At 67.9% G+C, this 17,127-nt stretch carries 16 protein-coding genes and 1 tRNA gene; 14 read left to right on the forward strand and 3 right to left on the reverse strand.

Features of this window, described 5'->3' with window-relative positions; all coding sequences use genetic code 11:
* The first annotated feature begins 70 nt into the window (after positions 1–70).
* The 5 genes from ACWD6R_RS06820 to ACWD6R_RS06840 all read left to right on the forward strand — a co-directional run bounded on the left by ACWD6R_RS06820 (position 71) and on the right by ACWD6R_RS06840 (position 4,325).
* Entirely contained in the window at positions 71–523 is a 453-nt protein-coding gene (locus tag ACWD6R_RS06820) for an FAS1-like dehydratase domain-containing protein (protein WP_451817748.1), read from the forward strand.
* A complete protein-coding gene (locus ACWD6R_RS06825; protein WP_451817749.1) occupies positions 523–951 on the forward strand; it encodes a MaoC family dehydratase in 429 nt (142 codons plus the stop codon). Before ACWD6R_RS06820 ends, ACWD6R_RS06825 begins: the two co-directional genes overlap by 1 nt.
* A gap of 155 nt (positions 952–1,106) precedes the next feature.
* Positions 1,107–1,655, forward strand: a complete 549-nt coding sequence (locus ACWD6R_RS06830) for a TetR/AcrR family transcriptional regulator (protein ID WP_451817821.1) — start codon at positions 1,107–1,109, stop codon at positions 1,653–1,655.
* A gap of 93 nt (positions 1,656–1,748) precedes the next feature.
* Entirely contained in the window at positions 1,749–3,176 is a 1,428-nt protein-coding gene (locus ACWD6R_RS06835; RefSeq protein WP_451817750.1) for an MFS transporter, read from the forward strand.
* A 93-nt stretch (positions 3,177–3,269) separates the two neighbouring features.
* Positions 3,270–4,325, forward strand: a complete 1,056-nt coding sequence (locus ACWD6R_RS06840; protein WP_451817751.1) for a UDP-N-acetylmuramate dehydrogenase — start codon at positions 3,270–3,272, stop codon at positions 4,323–4,325.
* A gap of 13 nt (positions 4,326–4,338) precedes the next feature.
* Here ACWD6R_RS06840 and ACWD6R_RS06845 read toward each other — a convergent pair whose 3' ends face one another.
* On the reverse strand, positions 4,339–4,974 hold the full coding sequence (locus ACWD6R_RS06845; RefSeq protein WP_451817752.1) for an NAD(P)-dependent oxidoreductase: 636 nt from the start codon (positions 4,972–4,974) through the stop codon (positions 4,339–4,341).
* Positions 4,975–5,060: 86 nt separating this feature from the next.
* On the opposite strand from ACWD6R_RS06845, the gene ACWD6R_RS06850 reads away from it, so the two are divergent.
* On the forward strand, positions 5,061–5,666 hold the full coding sequence (locus ACWD6R_RS06850; RefSeq protein ID WP_451817753.1) for a TetR/AcrR family transcriptional regulator: 606 nt from the start codon (positions 5,061–5,063) through the stop codon (positions 5,664–5,666).
* A gap of 50 nt (positions 5,667–5,716) precedes the next feature.
* Here the strand turns inward: ACWD6R_RS06850 and ACWD6R_RS06855 are convergent, their stop codons facing one another.
* Together ACWD6R_RS06855 and ACWD6R_RS06860 are read right to left on the reverse strand one after the other, a co-directional pair.
* Positions 5,717–6,736: an adenosine deaminase gene (locus ACWD6R_RS06855; protein WP_451817754.1), complete on the reverse strand. Its 1,020-nt coding sequence runs from the start codon at positions 6,734–6,736 to the stop codon at positions 5,717–5,719.
* 247 nt (positions 6,737–6,983) lie between these two features.
* Positions 6,984–8,210 (reverse strand): pyridoxal phosphate-dependent aminotransferase, encoded by a 1,227-nt coding sequence (locus ACWD6R_RS06860; protein ID WP_451817755.1) that lies wholly within the window; start codon positions 8,208–8,210, stop codon positions 6,984–6,986.
* Positions 8,211–8,435: 225 nt separating this feature from the next.
* On the opposite strand from ACWD6R_RS06860, the gene ACWD6R_RS06865 reads away from it, so the two are divergent.
* The 8 genes from ACWD6R_RS06865 to rpoB all read left to right on the forward strand — a co-directional run bounded on the left by ACWD6R_RS06865 (position 8,436) and on the right by rpoB (position 16,999).
* Positions 8,436–8,508: transfer RNA gene (locus ACWD6R_RS06865), tRNA-Trp, on the forward strand.
* Between the two features lie 106 nt (positions 8,509–8,614).
* Positions 8,615–8,902: a preprotein translocase subunit SecE gene (secE, locus tag ACWD6R_RS06870; protein WP_037687986.1), complete on the forward strand. Its 288-nt coding sequence runs from the start codon at positions 8,615–8,617 to the stop codon at positions 8,900–8,902.
* A gap of 73 nt (positions 8,903–8,975) precedes the next feature.
* Positions 8,976–9,914 (forward strand): transcription termination/antitermination protein NusG, encoded by a 939-nt coding sequence (gene nusG, locus ACWD6R_RS06875; protein WP_451817756.1) that lies wholly within the window; start codon positions 8,976–8,978, stop codon positions 9,912–9,914.
* 175 nt (positions 9,915–10,089) lie between these two features.
* A complete protein-coding gene (gene rplK / locus ACWD6R_RS06880; protein WP_404232267.1) occupies positions 10,090–10,524 on the forward strand; it encodes a 50S ribosomal protein L11 in 435 nt (144 codons plus the stop codon).
* A gap of 80 nt (positions 10,525–10,604) precedes the next feature.
* On the forward strand, positions 10,605–11,327 hold the full coding sequence (gene rplA / locus ACWD6R_RS06885) for a 50S ribosomal protein L1 (RefSeq protein WP_451817757.1): 723 nt from the start codon (positions 10,605–10,607) through the stop codon (positions 11,325–11,327).
* A 558-nt stretch (positions 11,328–11,885) separates the two neighbouring features.
* Positions 11,886–12,446: a 50S ribosomal protein L10 gene (rplJ, locus tag ACWD6R_RS06890; RefSeq protein ID WP_030914107.1), complete on the forward strand. Its 561-nt coding sequence runs from the start codon at positions 11,886–11,888 to the stop codon at positions 12,444–12,446.
* A gap of 85 nt (positions 12,447–12,531) precedes the next feature.
* Positions 12,532–12,915: a 50S ribosomal protein L7/L12 gene (gene rplL / locus ACWD6R_RS06895; protein ID WP_393299506.1), complete on the forward strand. Its 384-nt coding sequence runs from the start codon at positions 12,532–12,534 to the stop codon at positions 12,913–12,915.
* A 598-nt stretch (positions 12,916–13,513) separates the two neighbouring features.
* Positions 13,514–16,999 (forward strand): DNA-directed RNA polymerase subunit beta, encoded by a 3,486-nt coding sequence (rpoB, locus tag ACWD6R_RS06900; protein ID WP_451817758.1) that lies wholly within the window; start codon positions 13,514–13,516, stop codon positions 16,997–16,999.
* The last annotated feature ends 128 nt before the right edge of the window (positions 17,000–17,127 follow it).

The raw sequence follows: 17,127 nt of genomic DNA on the forward strand, positions 1-17,127 counted from the left end.
GTTGTATAGGACTGTCCCGTACAGGGTTGTTCATCGGCCTTTTCGTCTTTCATCAGGAGGTAGCGAGCCCATGGCGCTCGACCAGTCCTTCGTCGGGCGGACCTATCCGCCCACCGCGCCGTACGAGGTCGGCCGGGAGAAGATCCGTGAGTTTGCCGAGGCGGTGGGAGACGCCAATCCCGCGTACGTCGATCCGGCGGCCGCCCGGGCGCTCGGGTATTCCGATGTGATCGCGCCGCCCACTTTTGTCTTCTCGATCACTTTCAAGGCCGCGGGACAGGTGGTGCAGGACCCGCAGCTGGGCCTGGACTACAGCCGTGTGGTGCATGGTGACCAGAAGTTCGCGTACGTGCGTCCGGTGCGGGCGGGGGACCGGCTGACGGTCACTTCGACGATCGAGGGCGTCAAGTCCATGGCGGGCAACGACATCCTCGACATCCGTGGTGAGGTCCATGACGAGGCCGGCGAGCATGTCGTGACCGCGTGGACGAAGCTGGTGGCGCGCGCCACCGAGGAGGCGTGATGACGGCGAAGGTGAGTTACGAATCGGTCGAGGTCGGTACGGAGCTGCCGGCGCAGTCCTTCCGGGTGACCCGCGCGACGCTGGTGCAGTACGCGGGCGCCTCCGGTGACTTCAACCCGATCCACTGGAACGAGAAGTTCGCTCTCGAGGTCGGGCTGCCGGATGTGATCGCGCACGGCATGTTCACCATGGCCGAGGCGATCCGGGTGGTCACGGACTGGGTCGGTGACCCGGGTGCGGTCGTCGAGTACGGGGTGCGGTTCACCAAGCCGGTCGTCGTGCCGAACGACGACAAGGGTGCGCTGATCGAGGTCGGTGCCAAGGTGGCGGCCCTGCTGGACGACAAGCAGGTGCGGGTGGACCTGACGGCGATGAGCGAGGGCAAGAAGGTGCTGGGGATGTCCCGCGCCGTTGTGCGGCTCACCTGAGCCGTTGTCGAGCCACGTTCATGAGTGAGGGGCACTCTCCGCTGGGGGTGCCCCTTACCCGTACTCGCGAGGCCCTCGCGTCACGTTCCGGAGTGGCTGTCCCGTACCGCTTGACCAAGTTAGTGATTGAGCACTAACTTAGCTGCATGGTCAGGATGAGTGCTGAGGAGCGGCGCGAGAGCGTCATCCGCGCGGCGATCACCGAGTTCGCCCGCGGCGGGTACAACGCCACCTCCACGGAGGCGATCGCCAAGCGGGTCGGCGTCTCGCAGCCGTATCTCTTCCGCCTCTTCCCCAGCAAGCAGGCCATGTTCCTCGCCGCCTCCGACCGCTGCCTGGCGGACACCCGGAAGGTCTTCGCCGAGGCCGGTGCGGGCCTGGAGGGGCAGGAGGCGCTCCACGCCATGGCGGCGGCGTATCAGCGCCTCATCGTCGACGACCCCGACAAACTGCTGATGCAGATGCAGATGTATGCGGCGGTCGCGGCGGCCGAGGCCTCCGGGGACCACGAGTTCGGTGAGTCGGCGCGGGCCGGCTGGCTGCAGATGTGGGACGAGATCCACCTCGCGCTCGGCGCCGATCCCGGCGAGACCACGACCTTCCTCGCGTACGCCATGCTCGTCAACACCCTGGCCTCGCTCGGCTTCCCGGCCGGTCACCGTGTCTGGTCCGGTTTCTATCCCTCGGCGCAGCCGACGGCCTGAGTGCGGCCGACCGTCCGAACAGTGCGACCCGGGTTCGGCCCGGTTCTCTGCCAAGGAAAGTTAGTCATTAATAACTAACCCCCAGGGGGAGCAGTGAAGCACACGACAGGCCGCTCAGGAGCGGTCTGGGCCCTCGTCATCACCAGCGTCGCCGGCTTCATGGCGGCCCTCGACAACCTCGTCGTCACCACCGCCCTGCCCTCCATCCGCAAGAGCCTCGGCGGCGAGCTGCCGGAGCTCGAATGGACGGTGAACGCGTACACCCTGACCTTCGCCGTTCTGCTGATGCTCGGTGCCGCTCTCGGCGACCGGTTCGGCCGGCGGCGGCTCTTCCTCGCCGGGCTCACCGTCTTCACCGGCGCCTCCGCCGCGGCGGCCCTGTCGTCCGGGATCAACGAGCTGATCGCCTTCCGGGCCGTCCAGGGCGTCGGCGCGGCGATCATGATGCCGCTGACACTCACCCTGCTCACGGCCGCCGTGCCGGCCGCCCGCCGCGGCATGGCCCTCGGGATCTTCAGCGCCGTCACCGGACTCGCCGTGGCCAGTGGTCCGCTGATCGGCGGCAGCCTGACCGAGCACATCTCCTGGCAGTGGATCTTCTGGCTGAACGTGCCGGTCGGCCTGGTCCTGCTGCCGCTGGCCCGGCTGCGCCTGGTGGAGTCGTACGCCCCGAACGCCCGGCTCGACATCCCCGGCACACTTCTCGTCAGCGGCGGTCTGTTCGGCATCGTCTACGGGCTGGTCAACGCCAACGCCGACGGCTGGACCAGCGCCACGGTCCTCACCGGGCTGATCGCCGGTGCCGCGCTGATGGGCGGCTTCATCCACCACGGCTTCCGGGCGAAGAACCCGATGCTGCCGATGCGGCTCTTCCGCAACCGCGGGTTCTTCGGGATCAACATGGCCGGCCTGCTGATGTTCCTCGGGATGTTCGGATCGATCTTCCTGCTCATCCAGTACCTCCAGGGCGTGCTGGGCTACTCGCCGACCGAGGCCGGGCTGCGGATGCTGCCCTGGACCGGCATGCCGATGCTGGTCGCTCCGATTGCCGGGTATCTCTCCGACCGGTTCGGCGGGCGCCCGGTCGTCGTGACCGGTCTCGCGCTCCAGGCCGTCGGGCTGGCCCTCTTCGCCATGGTCATCGCCCCCGACGCCTCGTACACCGCGCAACTGCCCGCCCTGATGATCGGCGGTGTCGGCATGGCGCTCTACTTCGCGCCGGCCGCCAGCCTCGTCATGTCGAGCGTCCAGCCCGCCGAGCAGGGCATCGCCTCCGGCGCCAACAACGCCCTGCGTGAGGTCGGCGGCGCCCTCGGGATCGCGGTGCTCGCCTCGGTCTTCTCCGCGCAGGGCGGTTACGGCTCCGCGCAGTCCTTCACGGACGGGACCGTCCCGGCGGTCTGGATCGGTGCCGGTTTCGTGGCGCTCGCCGCGCTCGTGGCACTGCTGATCCCGGGCCGCCGCCCCGCGCCGACGGCGGAGCCGGAGCCGGTCGAGGAGTGGTCCGCCGTCGCCGCCTGATCCGTGGCGCGGTCCGGTCCGACCCGGCCGCCCTGTGTGTACGGTCCGTGGCCCCGCCCGAGCGGTGGCGCCGCGGACCGTACTCTTGTCCCCGTGCAGGAACTCCACGACGCCCCCCTCGCCCCCCTGACCACCTTCCGGCTCGGCGGCCCCGCAGCCCGCCTCCTCGCGGCAACGACGGACGCCGAGGTGGTCGCAGCCGTGCGCGAGGCCGACGAGGACGGCACTCCGCTCCTCGTCGTCGGCGGCGGCAGCAACCTGGTCATCGGCGACAAGGGCTTCGACGGCACCGCCCTGCGCATCGCGACCAAGGGCTTCGCGCTCTCCGGTACGACGCTGGAACTGGCCGCCGGAGAGATCTGGACGGACGCCGTCGCCCGCACGGTCGAAGCCGGTCTCGCGGGCATCGAGTGCCTGGCCGGAATCCCCGGCTCGGCGGGTGCGACGCCGATCCAGAACGTCGGTGCGTACGGCCAGGAGGTCGCGTCGACCATCACGGAGGTCGTCGCCTACGACCGGTACACCCGCGAAACGGTCACCATCCCGAACGCCGAGTGCGCATTCTCGTACCGCCACAGCCGCTTCAAGGCCGAACCCGACCGCTTCGTGGTGCTGCGTGTCCGTTTCGAGCTGGAAGACGCGGGCGGTCTCTCCGCGCCCCTCAAGTACCCCGAAACGGCCCGTGCCATGGGTGTCGAACCGGGCGACCGGGTGCCCGCGGCGGCCGCCCGTGAGACCGTGCTGCGGCTCCGGGCCGGCAAGGGCATGGTGCTCGACCCGGAGGACCACGACACCTGGTCGGCAGGGTCCTTCTTCACCAACCCGATCCTCGACGGTGCGCAGTACGAGGCGTTCCTCGCCCGTGCCAAGGACCGGCTCGGCCCCGAGGTGACGCCCCCCGCCTTCCCCGCGGACGGGGGACGCACCAAGACCTCGGCGGCCTGGCTCATCGACCGGGCCGGTTTCACCAAGGGGTACGGATCCGGGCCCGCCCGCATCTCCACCAAGCACACACTCGCCCTCACCAACCGCGGCGGGGCGACCACCGAGGACCTGCTCGCGCTCGCCCGCGAGGTCGTCGCGGGCGTTCACGACGCCTTCGGCGTCACGCTCGTCAACGAACCGGTGACGGTCGGCGTCACCCTCTGACGCGGGTGCGGTGTCAGTACGCCACGCCCACGCCCTGCTTCACCGCCGCCGGATCGTCGATCAGCGCCAGCATCGCGTGCGCCACATCGGCCCGGGAGATGGACCGGCCGCTGCGCGGATTGCTGCCGTAGACCGTCCGGTACGTCCCGGTCAGCGGCCCGTTGGTGAGCTTCGGCGGCCGGACCGACGTCCAGTCCGTCGCGCTGCGGGCCAGTGCGGCCTCCATCAGCGTCAGGTCGGCGTAGACCTCCTTGAGGATCGCGCCGATCGCCTTCAGCATCATCCGGTCCAGCAACGGATCGTCCGCGGGCTTCGGTGCGACGGGGGCCGCGCTCACCACGAGCAGCCGCCGTGTCCCCTCCGCCTCCATCGCGCGCAGCACCGAGCCGGTGAGCCGTTCGGCGATCCCGTCGGCCTTCCGGCCGCGCGAGCCGAGTCCGGAGAGCACCGCGTCCCGCCCGGCGACCGCTTCGCGCAGCGCCTTTGGATCGTCGATCCGCGCCGCTGTGTGGACCGTGACGTCGGAGAGCGGGACCGGCAGCCGTGCCGGATCGCGGACCACTGCCGTCACGTCATGGCCCGCGGCCACCGCCTGGCGGACGATCTCCTGGCCGATGCCGCCTGTCGCACCGAACACCGTGAGTCTCATTGCGCACCCTCCCCGGGTGGGTAAGTATTCACTCACCTCTAGAGTGAGTGGATACTCACCACGCGTCAAGCCTCATTGGAGTGCACATGGAGCAGAAGCCGGCCCGCGTCCGCATCATCGACGCCGCCCACCAGCTGATGCTCACCATCGGCCTGGCCCGGGCCACCACCAAGGAAATCGCCCGGGCAGCGGGCTGTTCGGAGGCGGCCCTCTACAAGCACTTCCCGAGCAAGGAGGAGCTGTTCGTGGCTGTCCTCAAGGAGCGGCTGCCCAAGCTCAACCCGCTCCTGCGGCGGCTGACCGCCGACCCGGCGGCGGGGGAGCGGACGGTCGAGGAGAACCTCACCGAGATAGCCCGCGAGGCCGCGCTCTTCTACGCCCAGAGCTTCCCGATCGCCGCCTCCCTCTACGCCGAGCCGCGGCTCAAGAACCGCCACGACGCGGCCATGCGCGAGCTCGGCACCGGCCCGCACATGCCGATCCAGGGCGTCGCCGCCTACCTCCGCAGCGAACAGTCCGCCGGCCGCGTCCGGCCCGGCGCCGACACCTATGCCGCCGCGTCGCTGCTGCTCGGCGCCTGCGTCCAGCGCGCGTTCGCCTACGACGCGACGGACGAGGGCCGGCCACCGCAGTCACTCGACGAGTTCGCCGCGTCCGTGGCGCGGACGGTGCTGTACGGAATCGGGGCGTAACCGGGCCGGTGCGGGCTCGCAGGTGGGCCCGTCTCCCGGCCCTTGCGCTGTCAGGCCGGCTTCGCCAGCCAGTCGTCGATCCCGGAGAGGAGCTGCTCCCGTACATCGGACGGCGCCGCCGACCCCCGTACCGACTGCCGCGCCAGCTCCGCCAGCTCCTCGTCCGTGAACGCGTGGTGGCGGCGTACGAGTTCGTACTGCGCGGCCAGCCGGGAGCCGAAGAGCAGCGGGTCGTCCGCGCCGAGCGCCATCGGCACCCCGGCCTCGAACAGAGTGCGCAAGGGTACATCCGACGGCTTCTCGTAGACGCCCAGTGCCACGTTCGACGCAGGGCACACCTCGCAGGTCACCCCGCGCTCCGCCAGCCTGCGCAGCAGCCGCGGGTCCTCGGCGGCCCGTACGCCGTGGCCGATCCGGGCCGCGTCGAGGTCGTCCATGCAGTCCCGCACGCTCGACGGGCCGGCCAGCTCCCCGCCGTGCGGGGCCGCCAGCAGGCCGCCCTCCCTGGCGATGGCGAAGGCCCGGTCGAAGTCGCGCGCCATCCCGCGCCGCTCGTCGTTGGAGAGCCCGAAGCCGACGACGCCCCGGTCCGCGTAGCGCACCGCGAGCCGTGCCAGTGTCCGCGCGTCCAGCGGGTGCTTCATCCGGTTCGCGGCGATCACCACCCGCATCCCGAGCCCGGTCTCGCGGGCGGCGGCGTCCACCGCGTCCAGGATGATCTCGATCGCCGGGATCAGCCCACCGAGCAGCGGTGCGTACGAGGTGGGGTCGACCTGGATCTCCAGCCAGCCGGAGCCGTCGGCGACGTCCTCCTGGGCCGCCTCGCGCACCAGCCGCTGGATGTCCTCGGGCGCCCGCAGACAGGACCGGGCGATGTCGTAGAGCCGCTGGAAGCGGAACCAGCCGCGCTCGTCGGTGGCCCGCAGCTGGGGCGGTTCGCCGCCGGTCAGTGCCTCCGGCAGGCGTACGCCGTGTTTGTCGGCGAGTTCGAGCAGTGTCGTGGGCCGCATCGACCCGGTGAAATGCAGGTGCAGGTGGGCCTTGGGCAACAGCCGGACGTCCCGCCCCATATCCGTTCACCTTCCGTAACTGTTATATTCCGCACTGTGCCAACAGGCGTCGGGCAGGGCTTGTCCGTCACGAGGCCGCTGCGGCGGCCGAGTGAGAAGCCCCCTGTCAGAGGGGGAGGAGTCACTCGAAGATCCTGCCGCATGGATCTCGACCCAGGAAGCCCGATTCACCGAACGGGCGCTTGCCTGAACGCATAAGCGGGTCCCCGGCTGAGCCGGGGACCCGCTTATGCGATGGCGTGCCAGTTCAGCTGCGGGCCTCGCCCAGCAGCTTCTGGAGCCGCGACACGCCCTCGACGAGGTCCTCGTCGCCCAGTGCGTACGACAGCCGCAGGTAACCCGGCGTGCCGAAGGCCTCGCCCGGAACGACCGCGACCTCGGCCTCGTCCAGGATCAGGGCCGCCAGCTCGACCGAGGTGGCCGGGCGCTTGCCGCGGATCTCCTTGCCGAGCAGCGCCTTCACGGACGGGTACGCGTAGAACGCGCCCTCGGGCTCCGGGCACAGCACGCCGTCGATCTCGTTCAGCATCCGCACGATGGTCTGCCGGCGGCGGTCGAAGGCGGTCCGCATCTCGGCGACCGCGTCCAGGTTCCCGGAGACGGCGGCCAGTGCGGCGACCTGAGCGACGTTGGAGACGTTGGACGTGGCGTGCGACTGCAGGTTGGTCGCGGCCTTGACGACGTCCTTCGGGGCGATGAGCCAGCCCACGCGCCAGCCGGTCATCGCGTACGTCTTGGCGACACCGTTGACCACGATGCACTTGTCACGCAGGGCGGGCACGAGCGCCGGCAGCGAGGTGAACTTCGCGGTGCCGTAGACCAGGTGCTCGTAGATCTCGTCGGTCAGCACCCACAGGCCGTGCTCGACGGCCCACTCGCCGATCGCCTTGGCGTCGGCCTCGCTGTACACCGCACCGGTCGGGTTCGACGGGGAGACGAACAGGACGACCTTCGTACGCTCGGTGCGCGCCGCCTCCAGCTGCTCGACGGAGACCTGGTAGCCGGTGGTCTCGTCGGCCACGACCTCCACGGGGACACCGCCGGCGAGACGAATCGACTCGGGGTAGGTGGTCCAGTACGGCGCTGGGAGGATGACCTCGTCGCCCGGGTCGAGGATCGCGGCGAACGCCTCGTAGATGGCCTGCTTGCCGCCGTTGGTCACCAGGATCCGGGAGGCGTCGACCTCGTAACCGGAGTCGCGCAGCGTCTTCTCCGCAATGGCGGCCTTGAGCTCGGGGAGCCCGCCGGCGGGGGTGTAGCGGTGGTACTTCGGGTTGCGGCAGGCCTCGACCGCGGCGTCGACGATGTAGCCGGGGGTCGGGAAGTCGGGCTCGCCGGCACCGAAGCCGATCACCGGACGGCCGGCGGCCTTGAGGGCCTTGGCCTTGGCGTCGACGGCGAGGGTGGCGGATTCGGAGATTGCACCGATGCGGGCGGAGACCCGGCGCTCGGAGGGGGGAGTTGCAGCGCTCATGGGCCCCATCGTCCCAGACCCCGATCCCGGTCGGCACACGGGTTTCAGGGACCGGACAGGACTCGGACAGCATGTGGACAACATGCGGCCACGAGTTGTCGGGAGCTGTCTGTTCGACGCCGGGCCTCTGAGCACGTACACTCACCTGTCGTTGGCCTTCACCAGCCACACCGTTGCTGCACCCGGGATACCGGGAAAGATGCGGTAGGTTGGTGGAAACCACAAAGGGTCGTAGCTCAATTGGTAGAGCACTGGTCTCCAAAACCAGCGGTTGGGGGTTCAAGTCCCTCCGGCCCTGCTACACACTCCTTCGCCAGGATGTGTGCGCATGTACGTACTTCAATGCACCGCCGTGCGGCTCCACCGGGCGCGGCACGGCCATGACCCGGAATCAGGTGAGAAGCGTGACGGACGCCGTGGGCTCCATCGACATGCCTGATGCTGAGGATGAAGTACCCGAGTCGAAGAAGAAGACTCGGAAGGGCGGCAAGCGCGGCAAGAAGGGTCCCCTGGGCCGTCTCGCGCTGTTCTACCGCCAGATCATCGCCGAGTTGCGCAAGGTTGTCTGGCCGACTCGCAACCAGCTCACGACGTACACGTCCGTGGTGATTGTCTTCGTCGTCGTCATGATCGGTCTTGTTACCGTGATTGACTTCGGATTCCAGCGGGTCATCAAGTACGTCTTCGGCTGATCCCGCGGAGGGCGCCCCAAGGGCGCCCCTTTCGCATGTTCCACCCATTTGTATCCAGGAAGAAGCAGCCACCGTGTCTGACCCGAACCTGAACGACGCCGTCGACTCGACGGCGGGCGACGTCGAGTCCGCCGAGGACGAGTTCGAGATCGTCGAGGCGGCGGACGCTGTGGAGCCGGACCAGGCCGAAGCCGGCGACGCCGCCGCGGGCGAGCCCGCCGAGCAGGCTGCCCTGCACGCCGAGGACGAGACCGACTCCGACGACGAGACCGACTCCGACGACGAGACCGACTCCGAGGACGAGGACAGCGCGTCCGAGGCGGCCGAGGACGAGACCGACTCCGAGGACAGCGCGTCCGAGGAGGCCGAGGAAGAGGCCGAGCCGGCCGCTCCCGTCGACGCCGTCACCGCGCTCCGCGACGAGCTCCGCGGTCTCCCCGGTGAGTGGTACGTCATCCACACGTACGCCGGTTACGAGAAGCGTGTGAAGGCCAACCTGGAGCAGCGCGCCGTCTCGCTCAACGTCGAGGACTTCATCTACCAGGCCGAGGTGCCCGAGGAAGAGATCGTCCAGATCAAGAACGGCGAGCGGAAGAACGTCCGTCAGAACAAGCTCCCGGGTTACGTCCTGGTGCGCATGGACCTGACGAACGAGTCCTGGGGCGTCGTCCGCAACACGCCCGGTGTCACCGGCTTCGTGGGCAACGCCTACGACCCGTACCCGCTGACCCTGGACGAGATCGTCAAGATGCTCGCCCCGGAGGCCGAGGAGAAGGCCGCCCGCGAGGCCGCGGAGGCCGAGGGCAAGCCGGTTCCGTCCCGCAAGGTCGAGGTCCAGGTGCTGGACTTCGAGGTGGGCGACTCGGTCACCGTCACCGACGGCCCGTTCGCGACGCTGCAGGCGACGATCAACGAGATCAACGCCGACTCGAAGAAGGTCAAGGGCCTCGTCGAGATCTTCGGCCGCGAGACCCCGGTCGAGCTCAGCTTCGACCAGATCCAGAAGAACTAGCGGTTTCCGCCGACTCCTGGACACATGCCTACCGAGCAGGTCAGAGAGGCTTCGCAGCCTCTCTGACCTGCTCGGTTTTTGGTCGCGCAGCTATACCCGTTATCGTTGTGCGGTATGCCTGCATCCGGATGACCGGATGACGGCGAAAAACTCTCACTAGGACCCGGAGAGAGCAATGCCTCCCAAGAAGAAGAAGGTCACGGGGCTTATCAAGCTCCAGATCAACGCCGGTGCGGCCAACCCGGCCCCGCCGGTCGGCCCCGCGCTCGGCCAGCACGGCGTCAACATCATGGAGTTCTGCAAGGCCTACAACGCCGCGACCGAGTCGCAGCGTGGCATGGTCGTGCCGGTGGAGATCACGGTCTACGACGACCGTTCCTTCACCTTCGTGACGAAGACCCCGCCGGCTGCCAAGCTCATCCTCAAGGCCGCAGGTGTGGACAAGGGCTCCGGCGAGCCGCACAAGACCAAGGTCGCGAAGCTCACGAGCGCCCAGGTCCGCGAGATCGCCACGGTCAAGCTGCCCGACCTGAACGCCAACGACCTGGACGCCGCGTCGAAGATCATCGCCGGCACCGCCCGTTCGATGGGCATCACGGTCGAGGGCTGATCAGCCCCCGTAGTCCTTCAGTGGCAGGGCCAAGCGCTGGCCCGTACCACGCCTCCACACCTGAAACCACAGGAGCAGAAGTGAAGCGCAGCAAGAACCTCCGCGCTGCGGACGCCAAGATCGACCGGGAGCGCAACTACGCCCCCCTCGAGGCCGTCCGTCTCGCCAAGGACACCGCCAGCAACAAGTTCGACAGCACCGTCGAGGTCGCGTTCTGCCTGGGTGTAGACCCGCGCAAGGCCGACCAGATGGTCCGTGGCACCGTGAACCTCCCGCACGGCACCGGCAAGACCGCCCGGGTCCTGGTCTTCGCGACCGGTGACCGTGCTGCGGCCGCGGAAGCCGCGGGCGCCGACATCGTCGGCGCCGACGAGCTCATCGACGAGGTGGCGAAGGGCCGTCTGGACTTCGACGCCGTCGTCGCCACTCCGGACCTCATGGGCAAGGTCGGCCGCCTCGGCCGCGTGCTCGGTCCGCGTGGCCTGATGCCGAACCCGAAGACCGGTACGGTCACCCCCGATGTCGCGAAGGCTGTCAACGACATCAAGGGCGGCAAGATCGAGTTCCGCGTCGACAAGCACTCGAACCTGCACTTCATCATCGGCAAGGTCTCTTTCGATGACACGAAGCTGGTCGAGAACTACGCCGCGGCGCTGGAGGAGATCCTCCGTCTGAAGCCGTCCGCCGCCAAGGGCCGCTACATCAAGAAGGCCACTCTGGCCACCACGATGGGCGCCGGCATCCCGCTGGACGCCAACCGCACCCGTAACCTCCTCGTCGAGGAGGACCCGGCCGCCGTCTGAGCCTCCGCGCTCGTACGAAAGCCGTGTCACGTGTGACATTGACGGGCCCCGCAACCTTTCGAGGTGCGGGGCCCGTCCTCGTATCCGTCAGGAGGACGTACGGGGCGTCGCCACCACGCACTACTCAGGGACGGTCGACGTCGCCGAGCTGACCGCGAAGAACTCCCGGCTCGACGCCGATACCGCACCCAGGCCACGGTCGAGGAGCCTCCTGCCGCCGGCACGGTCGACTTCCAGAAGCTCGTGGAACCAGCCGCAGGGCAGCACCGCGGGCGCGTCTTAAACCTCCCGCACCGCCCGAACCGAAACGGATTTGCTCGGCGCGACCCCGGTCGCGTATTCTCCTCCAGAAGCCAAAGACCGCTGGTCGTTGCTGCGCTCTCGCAAGAGGGGGTAGTGACCGAAGGATCCGTTGAGTGCGGACGACCTGCGCAGGTGACTGTGGAAAGCTCCCGGACTCTGTCCGGTCGAGCTGCGCCCTGGCACCTGTGCCGGGGCGTTTCGTCTTTCCCGGCCCCTTCTGAGCGGTCCTCATCACCCGGAAGGAGGCCGACGCTCATGGCAAGGCCCGACAAGGCTGCCGCGGTAGCCGAGCTCGCGGACCAGTTCCGCAGCTCGAACGCCGCTGTGCTGACCGAGTACCGGGGTCTCACCGTGGCACAGCTCAAGCAGCTGCGCCGTTCGCTCGGTGAGAACGCCCAGTACGCCGTGGTGAAGAACACGCTGACCAAGATTGCGGCCAACGAGGCCGGGATCGACACGCTGGACGACCTGTTCGCAGGCCCGACGGCGGTTGCCTTCGTCACCGGTGACCCGGTGGAGTCGGCGAAGGGTCTTCGTGACTTCGCCAAGGACAACCCGAACCTCATCATCAAGGGCGGTGTCCTTGACGGTAAGGCGCTGTCCGCCGATGAGATCAAGAAGCTTGCGGACCTCGAGTCCCGCGAGGTTCTGCTCGCCAAGGTGGCCGGTGGGATCAAGGCGTCGATGGCCAAGGCCGCGGCGACTTTCCAGGCCCCTCTGTCGGAGTTCGTCCGCACTGCGGACGCCCTTCGCGCCAAGGTCGAGCAGGGCGGTGCCGGTACGCCGGCTCCCGCCGACGCCGAGGTGGCGGAGTAACACTCCGCCCCACGGCTCGCAGCGGGCCCGTACGCCCGCCTTCATATACACCCGGCACCTGCCGACTTAGTGGAAGGACGCCATCATGGCGAAGCTGTCCCAGGACGAGCTGCTCGAGCAGTTCGAGACCCTGACCCTCATCGAGCTCTCCGAGTTCGTCAAGGCGTTCGAGGAGAAGTTCGACGTCAAGGCTGCCGCTCCGGTCGCCATTGCCGCCGCCGGTGGCGCTGCTGCCGCTGCCGAGGCCGTCGAGGAGCAGGACGAGTTCGACGTCATCCTCACCGGCGCCGGCGAGAAGAAGATCCAGGTCATCAAGGTCGTGCGTGAGCTGACCTCCCTGGGTCTGAAGGAGGCCAAGGACCTCGTCGACGGCACCCCGAAGCCGGTCCTCGAGAAGGTCGCGAAGGAGGCCGCCGAGAAGGCTGCCGAGTCCCTCAAGGCCGCTGGCGCCTCGGTCGAGGTCAAGTGACCCTGCGAGTCTTCTGACTCGTCTGGACTGCTCGTGCCGCACGGCACGGACGTCACATCGCGATGGGCGACCACCCGTACGGGTGGTCGCCCTTCGGCGTACCCGAGGCGGTTGCCTTGCTCTTCCGCGGTTGACGAGTAGGGTGATCTTCGCCGTACGCCTCTCGGGGCCGTCGGCCGATGCCGAGGGGCGGCGGGTGACGGTCTAGGGGGCTCTGTCCTGGCAGGGGGGCCTTGACGAACCGCACGCGGCGCGCAATTCTCAGGACGCGTCGTCACATCGATCCGAATCCGAGGCATGGATCGATGACGAAGAGGGCAGTAAAGAAGAGCGCATCCCGCGCGAGGGCGATTCATAGGTGTTGAGAACAGCTGTTGCGAGCTACGAGGGTCTCTGAGAACCCGGACTGGACATCAGTGTGCCGTTTGGCTACACTGACCCTTTGCGCTGCCTGTTAGCTGCCTCCTGCCCGTCACCAGAGGCATGCCCACGCTTGAGCATCGATGACCGATCTTCCCTGACCTGGGATTTCTGTCTCCGTGTCCAACGTGGGACCGGTACGCGCGTAGTGAGTCCGAGCCCTCGGAAGGACCCCCTCTTGGCCGCCTCGCGCAACGCCTCGACCGCGAATACGAACAACGGTGCCAGCACCGCCCCGCTGCGCATCTCTTTTGCAAAGATCAAGGAGCCCCTCGAGGTTCCGAACCTCCTCGCGCTGCAGACCGAGAGCTTTGACTGGCTCCTCGGCAATGCTGCCTGGAAGGCTCGCGTCGAGGCTGCTCTGGACAGTGGACAAGACGTCCCCACCAAGTCCGGCCTGGAGGAAATCTTCGAGGAGATTTCACCGATCGAGGACTTCTCCGGGTCGATGTCGCTTACGTTCCGCGACCATCGCTTCGAGCCCCCGAAGAACTCGATCGACGAGTGCAAGGAGCGCGACTTCACGTTCGCCGCCCCGCTCTTCGTCACGGCCGAGTTCACCAACAACGAGACCGGCGAGATCAAGTCCCAGACGGTCTTCATGGGCGACTTCCCGCTCATGACCAACAAGGGCACCTTCGTCATCAACGGCACCGAGCGTGTCGTCGTGTCGCAGCTCGTCCGCTCGCCGGGTGTCTACTTCGACTCCTCCATCGACAAGACGTCCGACAAGGACATCTTCTCCGCCAAGATCATCCCGTCCCGGGGTGCCTGGCTCGAGATGGAGATCGACAAGCGCGACATGGTCGGTGTCCGTATCGACCGCAAGCGCAAGCAGTCCGTGACCGTTCTCCTGAAGGCTCTCGGTTGGACCACCGAGCAGATCCTCGAGGAGTTCGGCGAGTACGAGTCCATGCGTGCCACCCTGGAGAAGGACCACACCCAGGGCCAGGACGACGCGCTGCTCGACATCTACCGCAAGCTGCGCCCGGGCGAGCCGCCCACCCGCGAGGCTGCTCAGACGCTGCTCGAGAACCTCTACTTCAACCCGAAGCGCTACGACCTCGCGAAGGTCGGACGCTACAAGGTGAACAAGAAGCTCGGCGCCGATGAGCCGCTGGACGCCGGGGTGCTCACCACCGACGACGTCATCGCGACCATCAGGTACCTGGTCAAGCTGCACGCCGGGGAGACCGAGACGGTCGGCGAGTCCGGCCGGACGATCGTCGTCGAGACCGACGACATCGACCACTTCGGCAACCGTCGTCTGCGCAACGTCGGCGAGCTCATCCAGAACCAGGTCCGTACGGGCCTCGCCCGTATGGAGCGCGTCGTGCGTGAGCGCATGACGACCCAGGACGTCGAGGCGATCACGCCGCAGACCCTGATCAACATCCGGCCGGTCGTCGCCTCCATCAAGGAGTTCTTCGGCACCAGCCAGCTGTCTCAGTTCATGGACCAGAACAACCCGCTGTCGGGTCTCACCCACAAGCGCCGTCTGTCGGCACTTGGCCCGGGTGGTCTCTCCCGTGAGCGGGCCGGCTTCGAGGTCCGTGACGTGCACCCGTCCCACTACGGACGCATGTGCCCGATCGAGACCCCTGAAGGCCCGAACATCGGTCTGATCGGTTCGCTCGCCTCGTACGGACGTGTCAACGCGTTCGGCTTCATCGAGACGCCGTACCGCAAGGTCGTCGACGGTCAGGTCACTGACGAGGTCGACTACATCACCGCCGACGAGGAAGACCGCTTCGTGATCGCCCAGGCGAACGCGACGCTCTCCGAGGACATGCGGTTCACCGAGCCCCGCGTCCTGGTCCGCCGTCGTGGCGGAGAGGTCGACTACATCCCGGGCGACGACGTCGACTACATGGACGTCTCGCCGCGCCAGATGGTGTCCGTCGCCACCGCGATGATCCCCTTCCTGGAGCACGACGACGCCAACCGTGCCCTCATGGGCGCGAACATGATGCGTCAGGCGGTGCCGCTGATCAAGTCGGAGGCTCCGCTCGTCGGCACGGGCATGGAGTACCGCTGCGCCACCGACGCCGGTGACGTCCTGAAGGCCGAGAAGGACGGTGTCGTCCAGGAGGTCTCCGCGGACTACGTCACCGTCACCAACGACGACGGCACGTACACCACGTACCGCATCGCCAAGTTCTCGCGCTCCAACCAGGGCACCTCGGTCAACCAGAAGGTCGTCGTCTCCGAGGGCGACCGGGTCATCGAGGGCCAGGTCCTCGCCGACGGGCCGGCCACCGAGAACGGTGAGATGGCGCTCGGCAAGAACCTGCTCGTGGCGTTCATGCCGTGGGAGGGTCACAACTACGAGGACGCGATCATCCTGTCGCAGCGCCTCGTGCAGGACGACGTCCTCTCCTCGATCCACATCGAGGAGCACGAGGTCGACGCCCGTGACACCAAGCTCGGCCCGGAGGAGATCACCCGGGACATCCCGAACGTCTCCGAAGAGGTCCTCGCCGACCTCGACGAGCGCGGCATCATCCGTATCGGTGCCGAGGTCGTCGCCGGTGACATCCTCGTCGGCAAGGTCACGCCCAAGGGTGAGACCGAGCTGACCCCCGAGGAGCGCCTGCTCCGCGCGATCTTCGGTGAGAAGGCGCGCGAGGTGCGCGACACCTCGCTGAAGGTGCCGCACGGTGAGATCGGCAAGATCATCGGCGTCCGCGTCTTCGACCGCGAAGAGGGCGACGAGCTGCCGCCGGGCGTGAACCAGCTGGTCCGCGTCTACGTCGCGCAGAAGCGCAAGATCACCGATGGTGACAAGCTCGCCGGCCGTCACGGCAACAAGGGCGTCATCTCGAAGATCCTTCCGATCGAGGACATGCCGTTCCTGGAGGACGGCACCCCGGTCGACATCATCCTCAACCCGCTGGGTGTCCCGTCCCGAATGAACCCGGGACAGGTCCTGGAGATCCACCTCGGCTGGCTCGCCAGCCGCGGCTGGGACGTCTCCGGCCTCGGTGACGAGTGGGCCAAGCGCCTGCAGGCCATCGGCGCCGACCAGGTCGCCCCCGGCACCAACGTCGCCACGCCCGTCTTCGACGGTGCGCGCGAGGACGAGATCTCTGGTCTCTTCGAGGCCACGATCCCGAACCGCGACGGCAACCGGCTGGTCCAGCCCTCGGGCAAGGCCAACCTGTTCGACGGCCGCTCCGGTGAGCCGTTCCCCGAGCCGGTTTCGGTCGGCTACATGTACATCCTCAAGCTCCACCACCTCGTCGACGACAAGCTGCATGCTCGTTCGACGGGCCCGTACTCCATGATCACCCAGCAGCCGCTGGGTGGTAAGGCCCAGTTCGGTGGACAGCGCTTCGGCGAGATGGAGGTGTGGGCGCTCGAGGCTTATGGCGCCGCTTACGCCCTTCAGGAGCTGCTGACGATCAAGTCCGACGACGTGACCGGCCGCGTGAAGGTCTACGAGGCCATCGTCAAGGGCGAGAACATCCCCGAGCCTGGCATTCCCGAGTCCTTCAAGGTGCTCATCAAGGAAATGCAGTCGCTCTGCCTCAATGTGGAGGTGCTCTCCTCGGACGGCATGTCCATCGAGATGCGCGACACGGACGAGGACGTCTTCCGCGCGGCGGAGGAGCTCGGAATCGACCTGTCCCGGCGCGAGCCGAGCAGCGTCGAAGAGGTCTGACGGGTTGGCCGGCCGGATCCCTGTGATCCGGCCGGCTCTCCCCGGACCCGTTCAGACCATTGCTGAAGTGCCCCGTTTTCTCGCTCATGCGAGGGGGCTCGAACCCCCGAAAGAGGGATTGACGACAA

This window comes from Streptomyces sp. NPDC005151 (assembly GCF_053599875.1).